This is a genomic window from Pseudoalteromonas sp. S2893, from assembly GCF_005887105.1.
GTDB classification, from domain to species: domain Bacteria; phylum Pseudomonadota; class Gammaproteobacteria; order Enterobacterales; family Alteromonadaceae; genus Pseudoalteromonas; species Pseudoalteromonas atlantica.
Window position 1 is genome coordinate 58,313 of record NZ_PNCY01000002.1, and the last position, 15,433, is coordinate 73,745.

Genomic DNA, 15,433 nt, shown 5'->3' on the forward strand with positions numbered 1-15,433 from the left:
AATGCCTGGGAGCGCGAATTCCCGCAGTCTAAGAGTGAACTATGCTTAAATTTATCGTCAAACTACATCCTGAAATTGCCATTAAAAGCCGTTCGGTACGTAAACGCTTTACTAAAGTGTTAGAAAATAACATTAAAATTGTATTGCGCCGTGTTGACGAAAAAGTACAAGTAAGAAACAACTGGGATAATATTTCTGTTGTAACTAAGCTTGATGATGCACAAACACGCCTAGACTTTATCGATAGCTTGCAGCGCATTCCTGGTATTGTGCAATTTATTGAAGTGACCGAAACTGACTTCACAACGCTTGACGATATCTATAAAAAAACCATAGACCTAGTAGGGCATACCATCGTTGGTAAAACGTTTTGTGTACGCGCAAAGCGTATTGGTCAACACGACTTTACTTCTACGGATTTAGAGCGTTACGTGGGTGGTGGTTTAAACCAGCACGTTGAAGGCGCTCGCGTTAAGTTAAGCCGCCCAGAAGTAACTATTCGCTTAGAAGTAAAAGACGATAAAGCCTACATAGTTACGCAAACTCACCTAGGTATGGCAGGCTTTCCACTGCCAACACAAGAAGACGTGCTTTCATTAATGTCAGGCGGCTTTGACTCTGGTGTAGCAAGTTATCAGATGATCCGTAAGGGCGCTCGCACGCACTTTTTATTCTTTAATTTAGGTGGCGCAGCACACGAAATTGGTGTTAAACAAGCCAGCTACTACTTATGGAAAAAATTTAGCTCTACTCATAAAGTTAAATTTATCACTGTTGATTTTGAACCGGTTGTTGCCGAAATTTTAGAGAACGTTGAAAACAGCCAAATGGGTGTTGTGCTAAAACGCATGATGATGCGTGCTGGCAGCCAAGTAGCCGAAAAATTAAATATTCAAGCCTTGGTAACTGGTGAGAGTATAGGTCAGGTTTCTAGCCAAACCTTAGCTAATTTAAGTGTGATTGACCGCGTAACAGAAACCCTGATTTTGCGCCCACTTATTCAGCACGACAAACAAGAAATTATTAATATTGCACGTAAAATTGGCACCGCAGAAATGGCCGAAACCATGCCTGAGTATTGCGGCGTAATATCTAAAAAGCCAACAGTTAAAGCTAAACTTGACGTTATTAAAGCCGAAGAAGAAAAGTTCGACTTTGATGTGCTTAATACAGTTGTTGAAAACGCTCGCATTATGGATGTGCGTGATATAGACGTAGAAGCTAAGCAAGAACTTAAAGAAGCTGAGTCGGTAGTTGATTTACCAGCGGGTGCAGTGGTTGTTGATATTCGCTCACCAGAGGAAGAGGATGCAGCGCCGCTTGAGATTGACGGTATAGATGTAGTGCATTTACCGTTTTTCCGCTTAGCGACTAAATTTGGTGATCTGCCAAAAGATAAGGATTACTACCTGTATTGTGAAAGAGGGGTTATGAGCCAGTTACAGGCACTTATTCTTCATGAAGCAGGCTTTACGGGTGTAAAAGTTTACCGCCCGTAAAGGCTAACCGTAATTTAGAGCGTGGTTTATACCACGCTTTTTTTTGCCTTAATTTTAGCAAGTAGAGCATCGTTTAGCGGGGTGCTGATATTTAATCGCTTACCTTGTTGGCTAATATAGCCACAAATGGCGTCTATCTCGGTTTGTCGGTTATGCGCTACGTCTTGATGCATTGAAGAGTAGTTTTCAGCGGTTAGCATCATAACGTTGTAAGCGTTGTTAAGTGCATCAGCAAGTTTAATGTCAAGCTTTAAAGCCTGGGCTATTTGGCATGCCTCAGTTAATAAATTAAAGATAATGCTATTAAAATAAGGGGCACGTAACTGACCATTTTTAATATCATACAATGCGCTTAATGGGTTAATGGCAATATTTACTAATAGCTTTTCAAAACGTAGCTGCTCAATATTAGTACAGTAGCTGAGCTGCGGCACGTTTTGTAATTGCTCGCACATTGCTTGGCGATAACTGTGCGCGCAAGGGTTACAGGCACCTAATATGCTTTTACCTTCACCGGTGTGCTGTACTATAAAGTCGTTTGTTTTAAAGCCAGCCATGCTGGTGGTTAAAAAGTACAACGCTTGTTGCTTATCGAGTTGCTCATTGAGTGTTTCAACATTACCCATACCGTTGTGCGATACAATTAGTACACTACTTGGCGATAAAAAGGGTTTAATTTGCGTAAAGGCCGATTGCACCTGAAAAGCCTTTACAGCAAAAATAACAATATCAAACGCGGGCTGTTCATTAATTTGCTTAAGCGTAATAAACCGCGCATTAATTTTTTGCGAAGGCTGTTTTGCTTTGCAATAAAAGCGTGTATTTGCAGTGGCTTTGCGTGTTAACACATGCACAGTGTGAGCTTTAGATAAAAAATGGCTTAGCAATAAACCAATAGCGCCGTCGCCAATAATAAGAATATTAGCCATAAGGGTTCTTTTTTCGAGGAGTAAAAATGGTTCTTAGTAAAAAGTACGTGGCCGCACCGGCAAAATCAGCAATAAAATCACCTAACGAGGCCTGCCTGTAGGGAAGCGCATCTTGCATTATTTCTATTGCTGCACCGTAGCCCGCAAGCAAAAGTACTTGCGTGTACAGCGGTAACTTAAAGGCTTTATCCATAATGATGGCGAGTATAAAAAATATCCCAAAGTGGGCAACTTTATCAACATGTGGAAATAAGTTCGTAACGCCGCCTTTTATTTCTTTGGCAAATAAGAGGGTAAACACCACAATACTAATCAAAAAAACTGCTTGGTAAACACGCCTTGTCACGATAAATCCTAAAACCGCTTAAAAAAGAGGCTGCAGTATATCAAACTAAATTAGTATCGCACCTGAACAACTGGCAGAAAAATGTAAAGATTTATAATTTTAGCGTTATAATCGGCGCATAAATTTAGATTTAATAGTTAGGAGAACCCAATGCCTTCATTTGATATCGTATCAGAAGTAGAAATGAACGAAGCTAAAAATGCAGTAGATAACGCCAACCGTGAGCTAGAAACGCGCTTTGACTTTAGAGGTGTTGACGCATCAATTGAGCTAAACGACAAAACAATTAAACTAAAAGCAGAAGCTGATTCACAAGTTATGCAGTTGTTTGATATTTTAGCAGGTAAAATTTCTAAGCGTGGTATGGACGTAGCAAGCTTGGAGCTGCAAGACATCACTCGTGCTGGTAAAAATGTGTTTCGTAATGTTGCACTTAAGCAAGGCATTGAGAAAGACATGGCTAAAAAAGTAGTTAAAGCCATTAAAGACTCAAAAGTAAAAGTACAAGCTGCTATTCAAGGTGAAGAAGTACGTGTAACGGGTAAAAAGCGTGACGATTTACAAGCCGCTATGCAAGTCGTTCGCACTGCAGATTTAGGTCAGCCTTTCCAGTTTAAAAACTTTCGCGATTAATTAGCTAAGTGCCTTTAGTATTTTAAAGTGAAAATTTAAATGTGTGGTTAATAAATATATTAGCCACACATTTTACCCCGCCCTAATTATAGCCTTTACTTACTCGCAAGCCTAAACCCCTTTTACCTGCGTAAAATTACTCTACTGTTATTCCATATTCTTTTAACGTTCTTTTAACGTTATTTAAATGCATTATTAAATCTGCTTATCACGCAGTTGCGTATATTAGGCTATTCTTAATATCAATATTACTTAATAGCGACTGTTAAAGGTTTTGAATGCTTAAGTTTTTTGTTTTTATAATTATTATTGCGTGCAGTAAGTTTAGTTTTGCCAAGCCAATAAATGTAGATGTGTTGGTAGAGGACGGTTACTTTCCAATTATTATTAATGCCGAAAAAGAGCAAGGGTTAGCGCCTGAGTTTGTAAAAATACTCAATGACTCTCAAAGCGAATATAAATTTACTCTTAACTCTTTGCCTGTAAAAAGGCTCAAAAAGTGGGTCGAATGGGGAGAATTCGACATGTTGTTTTTAATGGCTATGCAATGGGTGCCTGAGGTAGCAAGAAGTGCCTTACAGGAAACGAGCTTTTATGTTATTGCTAAAAATGAGTTGTATACGCTGGCACAAAACGCCCAAAAGCAAAGCTATTTCGATGACTTACATGCTTTAACAAAAGCGGGGGTATTGGGGTATTCCTATCGTTTTGCTGATTTTAAAACCGATGCACAATATTTAAGTGATGAACACCAAGTTAGTTTAACAATCGATGAGTTTAACGTTGTTAAAATGCTGCTATTAAAGCGTGCCGATGTAGGGGTGTTAAATAACATAGCTTATCAATACTTTAAAAAGAACAACATTTTTAATATGAACCTGCTTTATAAGAGTAATACCCCAGATGCTATATACGATACTCATTTTTTAGTTAATCCTGTGCGCAGTAAAATTACGGTAAAACAAATGGATAAGCTTTTAAATTCGCCTGAAATAAAACCTAAAATCACAGCGCTTTTAAGTTCATACGGCGTAACATCCAGCTTTACTGAAAATAAATAATTTAACCTTTAGCTATATAGACGTCCGTTGACATTTGTAAACAAACTGCTCACAATAACCGCCTATTTTCAAGGTGCTTGCTGGTTGCTAAATACAGGGTTTAAAGTATTAAAACTAACAGCGAGATAATCGGGAAGTTGGTGCGCCTTTATGATAAAAGCAATCCCAACACTGCCCCCGCAACGGTAAAGTATTAACGCATCTATGTGTTTACTGAGTCCGGAGACCGGCCTTGAAGTAATCTTACTTACTTAAATCTTTGCGGTGGGCAAAGATAGGGAACATCATGCTAAATAAAACAACTCTTGGCGTTGCTATCTCGGCTGCGCTGTCTTTTTCTGTATCTGCTGCACAAAGCCCAATTGAAAAAATCACTGTTACCGCTAATAAATTTGAACAATCAATAAGTAATGTTTTAGCGAGCGTTAATGTAATTGATCGCGCCGAAATAGATGCAAGCAATGTACGCGATTTACCAACCTTACTAAGCACACAAGTGGGTTTTCAAATTAACCCTAATGGTGGCTTTGGCCAAACGTCGGGCGTATCTTTACGTGGTACAGGTTCTGGCGATACGCTAATTTTAATTGATGGTGTACGCACGGGCTCAGCCACGCTAGGGCAAAAAGCATTAAGTAACGTGCCGCTAAATAGTATTGAGCGAATCGAGATCATAAAAGGCTCGCGTGCAGCTGTGTATGGCTCAGATGCATTAGCTGGGGTTATTAATATAATAACGCGTGAAGCGAGCAATGTATCTCTTGATGCCACATTTGGCTCTAACGCTTATCAAAACTATCAGCTTGCAGGTTCAGTAAAAACAGATGAAGTGGTTAGCGCATTTAATGCAGGCTTTGAAAAAACCGATGGTTTTGATGCGCTGCAAGGTATAGCGCCCGATGACGACAGCTATGAAAATAAAAACGTAGGCTTTAAAGTAAACTATGCAGATGCACATTACGGTAACTTTAAGCTACTAGGCCAGTACAGCGAAGGTTACGCGGATTACGATAGCAGCTTTAGCCCGGCAACGAGCACAGTTGAAAGAGGGGATTTTAAAAACTATCAACTGTCGGCGAAGTGGAGCAAAAACTCCACTAACCAATCTCATGCTATAGATGTTGCTTTTGCAACCGATGATTCTGACAGCACATATGTGGACTTTTATACCGGCGGGCCAATAACCAATACATTTATTACTAAACGCTCGCAAGTAGATTACAGCGGCCAATACCGCTTAACAAATGCGCTTAATATTAGCGGCGGCGTTAATTGGTATAACGATGATGTATCGCACAGCTCGCAAGCATTTGATGAGGATAGCCGCGATGTATTGGCAGTGTTTGTTGGGGCTTATTACGACACCGACACTGTGCTTGCCAATTTAACTCTTCGTCAAGACGACGATGAACAGTTTGGTGATGAAACAACCTATACTGCGGCGGCTGGTTATCATTTATCTGAAAATTCAACATTTAGAATTAGTCAAAGCACAGGTTTTAAAGCGCCAACATTTAACGATTTATACTACCCAAATTTTGGTAATCCAGATCTCCAACCTGAAAAATCAATAAACCGCGAGCTTGGTGTAAATGTTAATTTTGACAGTGCACAAGTCGATTTTGCAATTTTTAGAAACGACATCGAAGATAAAATTGATTACGATGAAAACTTTGCGTTAGCTAATATAAACGAAGCTCGCTATGAAGGGGTTGAGTTTAGCCTTACACAACAAATTTTAGGGTTTGATAGCCACTTTAATTTTGCATACTTAAGTGCCGAAAACAAAGAAACCGGCGATGAGCTACGCAATGTTGCCAAGCGCACTGTTAATTGGGAGCTCGCAAAGCAATTTGGTGATTTTGATGCTCGCATTGATATGCAATACCGCAGTGATCGCGAGGGAGCTGTAACGCGCCTAGGTTCGTATACACTTTGGAACCTAGCGGGTAACTATCGTGTAAACGATAATATTGAGCTGTCGCTGCGTGTAGAGAACCTATTTGACAGAGATTACAATGTGGTTGACTCAAGAGCTGACTTTACAAGCGGTGACGTATATTACTACAACACCCCAGAGCGCCGCTTTTTTGCAGGTGCAAGCTATCAGTTTTAATAGCGTTTTTTAATATACAAAAGCCCGATTTATATCGGGCTTTTTAATGTGTATTTATACCAATTCGCATTAATTCTTAATCATTTTCAGGGGCTAAATGTGTCGCTATCTGCGTTAAAAAATTCTCATTTAGAACAACTAAATAGCGAATTTTTTGCCTTGCTATCAACACGTTTATCCATCCTCAAAATAGATCACTTAATTATGCGGATTGGTATTAGAATTATTTTAACAACGCAAATTAGCTAGTCAGTTAAAAACTCTTTAAATACAGTTTCAAACTTGTGTAATTTAGGCGCAATTAAAATACTACAGTAACCCTGCTGTGGGTTTTCGTTGTAGTAATCTTGATGATAATGCTCCGCTGGGTAATATGTGGTAGCAGGGCTAACCTCTGTCACTATTGGCTCGCTAATATGGTTTTGTAGCTGGGCTATCATCTCATTGGTTTGATTTAATTGCGCATCGTTGTGGTAATAAACAACACTTCTATACTGTGTGCCAATATCGTTACCTTGGCGATTTAATTGCGTGGCATCGTGTAACGTAAAAAACATGCTAAGCAGTGTTTCAAAACTCACTACAGCGCTGTCAAATTCCAGTTGCACAACCTCAGCATGGCCTGTTGTACCAGAGCAGACTGATTTATACGTGGGGTTGTCGGTATTACCGCCGGTGTAACCTGAGCTTACGTTTAGTACACCTTTTACTCGTCTGAATGCAGCGTCTATACACCAAAAACAGCCTCCACCAAATGTTGCTAGTTGTGTTGATGTGCTCATAAGTTGTCCTAATTATGTATGTTACAGTATTAAGGCGAGCATAAATTGAATACGCCGTAACAGCAAGTTACGGCGCAGTGTAAGCTCAGTTAAATTTCTTCGCTGTCTTTTAGTGGGTGAGAGTCGGCTTGTTTATTTAATTTTTGCTGTAAAAACTCTGGCGACTGTGTGTTGCGGGCTAGGGCATAATACGCCGCAGGCACAACATAAAGTGTTAGCAATGTTGATACAATAACCCCTGTAAATACCACCACACCAATTACCATGCGGCTCTCTGCGCCTGGGCCTGATGCCAATACTAAAGGCACTGCGCTCATTACCGTAGTCAGAGAAGTCATTATTATTGGGCGCAGGCGCTGAGTGGCCGCTTGCAAAATAGCCTCGCTAAATTCTACGCCTTTATCACGCAGTTGGTTGGTAAATTCGACTATTAGAATACCATTTTTAGCGCTTAAACCTATCAGCATTACAATACCAATTTGGCTATAAATATTAAGCGTTAAGCCGGTTGCCCATAGGCCAAACATGGCGCCCATTAGGCCAAGTGGTACTGTTAGCATAATGACAAACGGGTGCATAAAGCTTTCAAATTGTGCAGCTAAAACTAAAAAGGTCACAGTAAGGGCAAGCACAAATACATAGGTCATGGCCGATGCGCCTTCGTAATATAATTGTGATTCACCTTTATAATCTACAGCGCCGTCAATGTCGTTTTCCTCAGCGGCTACTTTGTTTAAAAAGTTAAGTGCTTGTTCAAGTGTATAACCATCCGCTAGATTAGCGCTTAGTGTGATGGCGCGCATTCGGTTATAACGGTTTAAGCGCGATGCTGTGGCCTCTTCTTTTAAGCTTATAAGGCTATCTAGCGGGACCAGCTCACCACTGCGTGATTTAAGGTAAATATTTGAAATGTCAGTAGGGTTTGTAAAGTCTTGTTTAGTGCCTTTTAAAATTACATCGTATTCTTCACCACGGTCAATAAAGGTGGTAACACGGCGCTGTCCTAGCATGGTTTCAAGCGTGGTGCCTACATCTGATACCGACACACCTAAATCAGCGGCTTTGTTTTTATCTATGCTGACTAAAAATTGTGGAAAGGTTTCTTTATAGTCGTGATCGATTCTTACCAAGCCTGGATTTTTTTCTGCGCGCTCTATAATGCGGTCGCGCCAATCAGCAAGTTGCTCGTAATCGTTACCTTGTAGTACAAACTCAATCGGGCGAGAAGAGCCACCACCGCCAATACCACGGCGCATAATAGCAAAGGCACGTACATCTGTTACTTCGGTCATTTTTGCGCTTATTTCGTCCATGACTTCCCAGGTAGAGCGCTTGCGCTTATCCCAATCGGCCATACCAACGATAGCAACACCGCCACTGCCGCCCCAGCCCGGTACGCGCACTAAAACACGGCTTAATTCGCCAGCTTCTGAGTAAGGAAGCAGGCGCTCTTCTATTTTGGCCATGTTGGCAGCGTTATTTTCATAACTTGCGCCTTCAGGGCCGCTCATCATAATAAAAAAGGTACCGCGGTCTTCTTTTGGCGTAAGCTCAGAGGGCACTTGTAAAAACAACGAGTAGCTAACAAAACCAGCAAGTACTAGGCTTATCATTAAGCCCCATTTTTTGGTCATATTTGAGGTAAGCGATTGGCGGTAACTGTTTTCAACTTTGCTAAAAACACGGTCCATCCATTGGCTAAATTTACTTTCTTTTTCTGACGCTTTTAAAACTTTAGAGCACAGCGCAGGCGATAGGGTAAGGGCAGTAATACTAGAGAAAAACACCGCGGCACTTACAGCCATTGCAAACTCTGTAAACAAGGCGCCAATTCGCCCATCCATAAATACTAAAGGTACAAACACCGAAATAAGCACAAGCGTTGTCGCAATAATTGCAAAGCCTACTTCGCGGGCACCTCTAAAAGCCGCTAATAAAGGTGGTTCGCCAAGCTCAATACGACGGTGAATATTTTCAAGCATTACAATGGCGTCATCTACGACCAGGCCAATTGCTAATACCAGCGCAAGTAAGGTTAATAAGTTGATTGAATAACCCATGGCAAGTAAAAACATAAAGCTGCCAACAAGTGCTACAGGCACAGTAACAGCAGGGATAAGCGTAGCGCGAATATTACCTAAAAAGATAAATATTATTAACACTACTAATCCCATAGAAATGGCAAGGGTGCTATATACTTCGTTGATTGACTCTTTAATAAAAATAGACGAATCGTAGCTGTCTTGAATAGTGGTGCCCTCTGGCAAATTACGTTTTATTTTTTCAAGTTCACTGCGGGCGTTGTCTACTACTGTTAAGGTGTTTGCTTTTGCTTGCTTTACTATGCCAAGGCCAATCATGTTACGGCCGTTACCACGGAACAGGCTTTCATCGTCGGCGGCTTCTAAATGTACATCGGCAACTTCACCTAAACGTACAAGGTAGCCGTCTTCACCGCGTTTAATAACTAAGTTTTGAAAATCACGTTGGTCTTTATAGCTACGCGCTGTTCGTACGGTAAAGTCGCGGTCGATAGATTCAATTTCACCTGCTGGTAGCTCTACGTTTTCGCTGCGTAGAGTGTTTTCGATATCACTTGAAGTGATCCCACGAGCAGCCATGGCTTGGCGGTTTAGCCAAATTTTCATGGCGTATTGACGCTCACCACCAATACGTACATTTGAAACGCCATCTACAACGGCTAATCGGTCGACAATAAAGCGCTGTGCATAATCGCTCAATTGCAGCGAGTTCATGGTTTCACTGTTAAGTACAAACCAAGCAATAGGGCTCTCGTCGCTGTTTGACTTAGACACCTCTGGTGGGCGCACTTGCTCTGGTAGGTTGTCTAGTGCGCGAGCAACTCGCTCTCGTACATCGTTTGAGGCTGCGTCAATATCACGGCTTATATCAAACTCAATAACGATATTAGAGCGCCCATTTCTGCTTGAAGAATTAATACTTTTAATGCCTTCAATACCCGATATCCGGTTTTCTAATATTTGCGTTATTTTTGTCTCGACTATTTCTGCCGAAGCACCAGTGTAGTCAGTACTAATACTGACAATAGGGGTTTCAATATCAGGATATTCTCTAAGTGGTAGCATCGAAAAAGCCACCAAGCCAAATGTTAGCAGTAGTAAGTTAATTACTATGGCAAAAACAGGGCGTTTAACACTCGTATCTGTAATTTTCACCGATTAACCCTCAACACTTACTTTGCTACCAGGGCGAATTTTAATAATGCCTTCGGTAATCACTTGCTCGCCATCGCTAAGGCCTTCATCAATCGCTACCCAGCCGTTATTTCTGCCAGCAACATGTACTTCTACCTTATTGGCAATACCCTCTTTTACTTGGTATACAAAATGTTTATCTTGCAGTGGGATCACGGCTTTTTCTGGCACCATAAGCGCCTGATTACTACTAAGCTCCAGAGCGGTGTTTAAAAGCATACCAGGGCGTAATAACCCGGATTTATTAGCAAAGCTTGCGGTTACTTCTACACTGCGAGTAATCGAGTCGATACGAGAACTAATATGGGTCACTTTGCCGGTAAAAGTGCGCCCTGGGTAGGCATCGTTTTGAGTATGTACTTTCATGCCAAGGTTAAGTTGAGATAAATATTTTTCAGGGACTTTAAAGTCAACTTTTATAATACTAATATCATCAAGCGTTGTAATAATTGTATCACTACTTACATAAGCACCAACCGACACTTCTCGTTTGCCTAATAAGCCAGAAAACGGCGCGGTAATTAGCATTTCATCAAGTTTGGTTTTAGCGCTTTCTAGTTGGGCTTGCGTGGCATCTACGCGAGAAAGCTGCTCTTCTAATAATGATTTAGCGGTAGATTGCGTACGAGAAAGCTCAGTAAGGCGGCTTAACTGACGTTTTTCTTCTTTTAAATTAATGCCTAGCTCTTTTACAGCGTATTGTTCTTGCTGATTTTGCAGCTGCACAAGGCGTTGGCCTTTACTTACTAAGTCGCCATCTTCAAAATATATGTGTGTAACATAATCGCTTTGTGCGCTTTTTATATAAATTGCTTGGTTTGCGCGTGCACTGCCTATGGCTTCAATCATAACGGTGTTTTCTTGAGACGATACCGTATGGGCCATTACCTGTGTGGGTGTATCACTTGAATTAGATTGTTCACCATGGCTAGATGGCAAATATAAGTACACACTTAAAATAACAAGAAGCGTAATTAAAAATGGAAAAAGAGCTTTACCTGACTGTTTTGAATACATCGTTTTCATACCTGAAAATAAATTGTAAGTATTGTACGAAATAAGACCGTGAAAAGGCGGTTATGTGTCTCATAAATTTGTGCGTTAGGCGTAAAAATTTATGAGACTAATTACTTGTTCCCATTTAACACTAAAATTATGATAAAACGATGAAGCAACCACCGCAGTGTAAAACCTGTTTAACAATGAGAAAAATAATACTTTGGGGTATTGTTATGTTTTTATTTTATATGGCTTTTTACCAATATGGGTAAGCCAAGTTCAATAATAAAATACAGGGCGCAAGGGGCGCGCAATGGCATTGAAGTACTTACTGTAGGCAGCGTAGGTTTGGTATTTATTATGCTGTTTAATTTACTGCGCCCGGGTGAAATTAGCTTAATAGAAATTTTTTTAGTAAGCATGTGCATAGCTGCTATTTTTATTGGTTTTTTAAAAACACAGGAACCTTATTACAGTTTAGTGCTTAGTGATTCCTTACTTGTGTATCAGCATAAGTATGGCCAGTGGCAGTTACATGTTAGTAACTTACACCACAGCGGTATTCCGAAGGTGGCTGACGGCCTTGAACACCTTGAATTAAACGCAGTAGGTTTAAAACTCAATGATATGGACGAATTTTTAAGCGCTATACACCCACGCATTGCCGGAAAACTACTGATAGAGCAGCGTAATTTATTTATGCAAGCTGTTCAAAAACATTGCAAAAATGGCAATTGCCCATCAGAATGGTTAATAGAAGAGACACAATACACCTCACCTAAAGGATTTAGCTATACTGGACTTATAGCTATGTTTGCTAACAGAGCCAAGCACCTTGAGTTGTTAACGGGATATAATTTACTGTTACCCGCAAGTGTATTAGAGACAGACATTTGGTCGTTCAGTGCCGATTTAAATAAATGGAAACGCGCACCTGAACGGTTTATAGCATCGCAAGTTGGACACTAAATGCGATAGTAGGAAAAATAATGAGCCAAGAAAGATCTTTTATAAAGAGTGGTCGCAATACCATCATCCATAAAGATAAAAAGCTTGATCTAGTCATTGTAAATGCAGAGCAGCACCCACGTATAAAGGTAACTCAAAATGGTTTGGAGCCATTTAAAGAGGACCTACCTAAAAACCGGCGTGATGCCAAAGAGCGTTACCTTGAAATTGTTAATGTAAGTAGCGCTGATATTTTTGGCGAAGAAAAACAGCTGTTGTTTATTCAGGCGCTTGATGGGCGTGAATACAAAGTAGATTACTCAAAAATAGGCACTAAGCTGTTTGTGCGTATTCATCAAGATACGTACATGTAATACCAATCCACAATAATGCTTAATCATTTTGCGACACGTTTTCCAGCCTCAAAATGGTTCACTTAATTAAGCGAATTGGTATAACTCTAAATGGCACCTTTATTGCTAGTGATTACACTATAGTAATTATTTGACATTATAGGTGCGTTTTATGAAAGCGTTTGCTTTTACTCCCCTTATATCTTGTTTTTTATTGGCTGCCTGTGGCGGTGGAGGCAGCGGTAGTGATGACTCTGCTGTTGAAACCTCGGTTAATGCCGGAACCGATCTTCAGGTTGTAGAAAAAACAGAGTTTACAATCACCGCACAAGGCTCACCAGCCGACGGTACCTTTACTTGGCAGCGCGTTAGCGGGCCATCTGTGGACGGCTTCCCGCTTGAAGGTGCAGAGCAAACAATTACTGCGCCCGATGTTAAAGCCGATAGTGAACTTGTACTATCTGTAAGCTATCAAACAGATAATGGCAGCTTAGTTAGTGACAACGTGAGCATATTTATTACCTCAAGTAATCAATTACCGCTTGCTGTTGTTAGTCAAACAGCCCCAGAAACACTACCTTCAACCTATAACGACACCGTAACGTTAAGTGCTGAAGAGTCGAGCGACCCTGATGAAAATGGCCAAATTAATAGCTATCAGTGGCAATTAATTTCAGGCCCTGATTTAGATGTAACCGACTTTGACAACTCTACGGTAAGTTTTAGCCACCCGCTGCTTGAATCAAATACTAATTTAATATGGCAATTAAGCGTTACCGACGACGAGGGCGGCGAGGCAAGTACTGAATACAGTATGACATTAAATAAAACAGACGAGCTGGTTGTGGCCAATGCCGGAGATGACCAAAACGTTGAAGAATTTGAGGAAGTGACCTTAGATGCAAGTGAAAGTGACACCCTAACAGATACGTTTTCATGTAGCTGGCAACAATTAACGGGCAATGCCGAAACGCTGGCAAATACTAGCCAATGTACCACGACATTTTTTGCCTCCGACGTTGATTTAGATACCACATTGAGCTTTGAAGTCACTGTTACTGATTCTAAAGGGCGCACTGACACCGATACCGTATTTATTGACGTATCACCAAAAGCATTAGGGTTAATTAACGACAGTGGCCTAGGCGAGTGTTATAACAATACGCAGCGTATCAATTGCCAAAGTAGTGACTTTCCGGGTCAAGATGCAGAGCTTGGTCGAGACAGCTTTGCCAACCAACTCGATAAAGCAGGCCAAGGTAACCTTGCGTTTGACTACACTAAGCTAAATCAGTTTGCTGATGAAGTAGCTGATGATAGTGACGACTTTACTTGTATACGCGACAACGTAACGGGGCTTGTATGGGAAGTGAAAAGTGTAGAATCAGGTACATTACCTAATACCACCTTACGCGATGGCCAAAATCATTACTTTTGGGATTTAGGCACGACAACCTTTACCGATACCAGTACCGCTAATACCACCTGCCCAGATGATACAAGCTGTGGTGTGCAAACCTATATAAATGAAGTGAACGACTTAGATTTTTGCGGCGGTACCAATTGGCGCTTACCAACTTACACTGAGCTGTTGAGCTTAATAGATTATGGCAAGCAGGGCGAAAACGTATTAATTGATGAAGCGTTTTTTCCAAATATGCCAGAAGCAGGCGCTATAGATGATGTGAATTTACCGTACTGGACATCGCAAACTGCAGCCGATGGTACCAGCTTATCGCAAGCGTACATTATTGATATGAGCAACGGGAATGACTTAGCCTACCCGAAAGAAAAGTACGCGTATGTACGTTTAGTCAGAAGCCGATAGGAGAAAATCATGAAAACATGCTTACTATTTTCAATGGCTGTATTTAGCGCAAGCTTTCAACTAGCCGCAGCGCAAACGTGTTACGACGGGGCGGATACAACAACACCAACCACACGCTTCACCCTTAATGACGATGGCACAGTGTTAGATACAGAGACAGGCCTAATGTGGCAACGTTGTAGCTACGGACAAGTTTACGATAGCGACACTGAAACATGTACAGGCTCTTCTCCGTCACTTAATTGGCAAGAAGCACTTAGAGGCGCAGAAAACGACACCACTGCCGATTACGACGATTGGCAGGTGCCTAATATTAAAGAGCTTGCCAGTATTTTAGAGCACAGCTGCACCGAGCCAAGTATTAACGAAGAGGTGTTTTTAGGCACTAAATTGCAAAACTACTGGAGTAATACCTCAGGGGTAAGCACGATGAGCTCAGCATGGGTTTACCAGTTTGATAGCGGGCTTAATAGCTTACATGCTAAAACCAGTGACGTGTATTTACGTTTAGTGCGTTACGAAAACTAAGTAAAATAAAATAGCCAAGCACTTAGCTTTAATACAAAAGCGCCGCTAAATTTAGCGGCGCTTTTTTGTTTTACATAAATTTACGTTATTTCAATAATAAAGCGCATACAACGTTGTTACTTTGTCGTTTTTTTTGCCATTATAGGCCGAGTTTTAATGACGAAGGAACATTGCG

The 15,433-nt window shown here is 40.9% G+C and carries 13 protein-coding genes and 1 riboswitch; of the genes, 8 read left to right on the forward strand and 5 right to left on the reverse strand.

What is annotated here, in order from left to right; all coding sequences use genetic code 11:
- The first annotated feature begins 41 nt into the window (after positions 1 to 41).
- Positions 42 to 1,499 (forward strand): tRNA uracil 4-sulfurtransferase ThiI, encoded by a 1,458-nt coding sequence (thiI, locus tag CWC04_RS01060; RefSeq protein WP_004588521.1) that lies wholly within the window; start codon positions 42 to 44, stop codon positions 1,497 to 1,499.
- 26 nt (positions 1,500 to 1,525) lie between these two features.
- On the opposite strand, the gene CWC04_RS01065 is transcribed toward thiI, so the two are convergent.
- Together CWC04_RS01065 and CWC04_RS01070 are read right to left on the reverse strand one after the other, a co-directional pair.
- Positions 1,526 to 2,428 carry a ketopantoate reductase family protein gene (locus tag CWC04_RS01065; protein WP_138684402.1) on the reverse strand — a complete coding sequence of 301 codons (903 nt, stop codon included), beginning with the start codon at positions 2,426 to 2,428 and terminating at the stop codon, positions 1,526 to 1,528.
- Positions 2,421 to 2,774 (reverse strand): VanZ family protein, encoded by a 354-nt coding sequence (locus CWC04_RS01070; RefSeq protein WP_064386896.1) that lies wholly within the window; start codon positions 2,772 to 2,774, stop codon positions 2,421 to 2,423. Before CWC04_RS01070 ends, CWC04_RS01065 begins: the two co-directional genes overlap by 8 nt.
- A 150-nt stretch (positions 2,775 to 2,924) precedes the next feature.
- On the opposite strand from CWC04_RS01070, the gene CWC04_RS01075 reads away from it, so the two are divergent.
- The 3 genes from CWC04_RS01075 to CWC04_RS01090 all read left to right on the forward strand — a co-directional run bounded on the left by CWC04_RS01075 (position 2,925) and on the right by CWC04_RS01090 (position 6,584).
- A complete protein-coding gene (locus CWC04_RS01075; RefSeq protein WP_004588518.1) occupies positions 2,925 to 3,407 on the forward strand; it encodes a YajQ family cyclic di-GMP-binding protein in 483 nt (160 codons plus the stop codon).
- A 278-nt stretch (positions 3,408 to 3,685) separates the two neighbouring features.
- Complete coding sequence (locus CWC04_RS01080; RefSeq protein WP_138684403.1) at positions 3,686 to 4,468, forward strand: transporter substrate-binding domain-containing protein; 783 nt, start codon at positions 3,686 to 3,688, stop codon at positions 4,466 to 4,468.
- Positions 4,469 to 4,535: 67 nt separating this feature from the next.
- A riboswitch (cobalamin riboswitch) is annotated at positions 4,536 to 4,705 on the forward strand.
- Positions 4,706 to 4,754: 49 nt separating this feature from the next.
- Entirely contained in the window at positions 4,755 to 6,584 is a 1,830-nt protein-coding gene (locus CWC04_RS01090) for a TonB-dependent receptor domain-containing protein (protein WP_138684404.1), read from the forward strand.
- A 245-nt stretch (positions 6,585 to 6,829) separates the two neighbouring features.
- On the opposite strand, the gene msrA is transcribed toward CWC04_RS01090, so the two are convergent.
- The 3 genes from msrA to CWC04_RS01110 form a co-directional block, all read right to left on the reverse strand.
- Complete coding sequence (msrA, locus tag CWC04_RS01100) at positions 6,830 to 7,366, reverse strand: peptide-methionine (S)-S-oxide reductase MsrA (RefSeq protein WP_064386893.1); 537 nt, start codon at positions 7,364 to 7,366, stop codon at positions 6,830 to 6,832.
- 89 nt (positions 7,367 to 7,455) lie between these two features.
- Positions 7,456 to 10,563, reverse strand: coding sequence for an efflux RND transporter permease subunit (locus CWC04_RS01105; protein WP_004587179.1), 3,108 nt, complete (start codon positions 10,561 to 10,563; stop codon positions 7,456 to 7,458).
- A gap of 3 nt (positions 10,564 to 10,566) precedes the next feature.
- Complete coding sequence (locus CWC04_RS01110; RefSeq protein ID WP_054983189.1) at positions 10,567 to 11,619, reverse strand: efflux RND transporter periplasmic adaptor subunit; 1,053 nt, start codon at positions 11,617 to 11,619, stop codon at positions 10,567 to 10,569.
- A 246-nt stretch (positions 11,620 to 11,865) separates the two neighbouring features.
- Between CWC04_RS01110 and CWC04_RS01115 the strand changes: the two genes are divergently transcribed.
- The 4 genes from CWC04_RS01115 to CWC04_RS01130 all read left to right on the forward strand — a co-directional run bounded on the left by CWC04_RS01115 (position 11,866) and on the right by CWC04_RS01130 (position 15,258).
- Positions 11,866 to 12,570 carry a DUF2982 domain-containing protein gene (locus CWC04_RS01115; RefSeq protein ID WP_138684405.1) on the forward strand — a complete coding sequence of 235 codons (705 nt, stop codon included), beginning with the start codon at positions 11,866 to 11,868 and terminating at the stop codon, positions 12,568 to 12,570.
- A gap of 20 nt (positions 12,571 to 12,590) precedes the next feature.
- Positions 12,591 to 12,923 (forward strand): hypothetical protein, encoded by a 333-nt coding sequence (locus tag CWC04_RS01120; RefSeq protein ID WP_024034321.1) that lies wholly within the window; start codon positions 12,591 to 12,593, stop codon positions 12,921 to 12,923.
- A 151-nt stretch (positions 12,924 to 13,074) separates the two neighbouring features.
- Positions 13,075 to 14,730 (forward strand): Lcl C-terminal domain-containing protein, encoded by a 1,656-nt coding sequence (locus CWC04_RS01125; RefSeq protein ID WP_126006203.1) that lies wholly within the window; start codon positions 13,075 to 13,077, stop codon positions 14,728 to 14,730.
- 9 nt (positions 14,731 to 14,739) lie between these two features.
- Positions 14,740 to 15,258: an Lcl C-terminal domain-containing protein gene (locus CWC04_RS01130; RefSeq protein ID WP_054983192.1), complete on the forward strand. Its 519-nt coding sequence runs from the start codon at positions 14,740 to 14,742 to the stop codon at positions 15,256 to 15,258.
- Positions 15,259 to 15,433: the final 175 nt, after the last annotated feature.

Coding starts and splice junctions, on each gene's coding strand:
- thiI (WP_004588521.1), top strand. CDS start 42: ATGCTTAAATTTATCGTCAAACTACATCCTGAAATTGCCATTAAAAGC.
- CWC04_RS01065 (WP_138684402.1), bottom strand. CDS start 2,428: ATGGCTAATATTCTTATTATTGGCGACGGCGCTATTGGTTTATTGCTA.
- CWC04_RS01075 (WP_004588518.1), top strand. CDS start 2,925: ATGCCTTCATTTGATATCGTATCAGAAGTAGAAATGAACGAAGCTAAA.
- CWC04_RS01080 (WP_138684403.1), top strand. CDS start 3,686: ATGCTTAAGTTTTTTGTTTTTATAATTATTATTGCGTGCAGTAAGTTT.
- CWC04_RS01090 (WP_138684404.1), top strand. CDS start 4,755: ATGCTAAATAAAACAACTCTTGGCGTTGCTATCTCGGCTGCGCTGTCT.
- msrA (WP_064386893.1), bottom strand. CDS start 7,366: ATGAGCACATCAACACAACTAGCAACATTTGGTGGAGGCTGTTTTTGG.
- CWC04_RS01110 (WP_054983189.1), bottom strand. CDS start 11,619: ATGTATTCAAAACAGTCAGGTAAAGCTCTTTTTCCATTTTTAATTACG.
- CWC04_RS01115 (WP_138684405.1), top strand. CDS start 11,866: ATGGGTAAGCCAAGTTCAATAATAAAATACAGGGCGCAAGGGGCGCGC.
- CWC04_RS01120 (WP_024034321.1), top strand. CDS start 12,591: ATGAGCCAAGAAAGATCTTTTATAAAGAGTGGTCGCAATACCATCATC.
- CWC04_RS01125 (WP_126006203.1), top strand. CDS start 13,075: ATGAAAGCGTTTGCTTTTACTCCCCTTATATCTTGTTTTTTATTGGCT.
- CWC04_RS01130 (WP_054983192.1), top strand. CDS start 14,740: ATGAAAACATGCTTACTATTTTCAATGGCTGTATTTAGCGCAAGCTTT.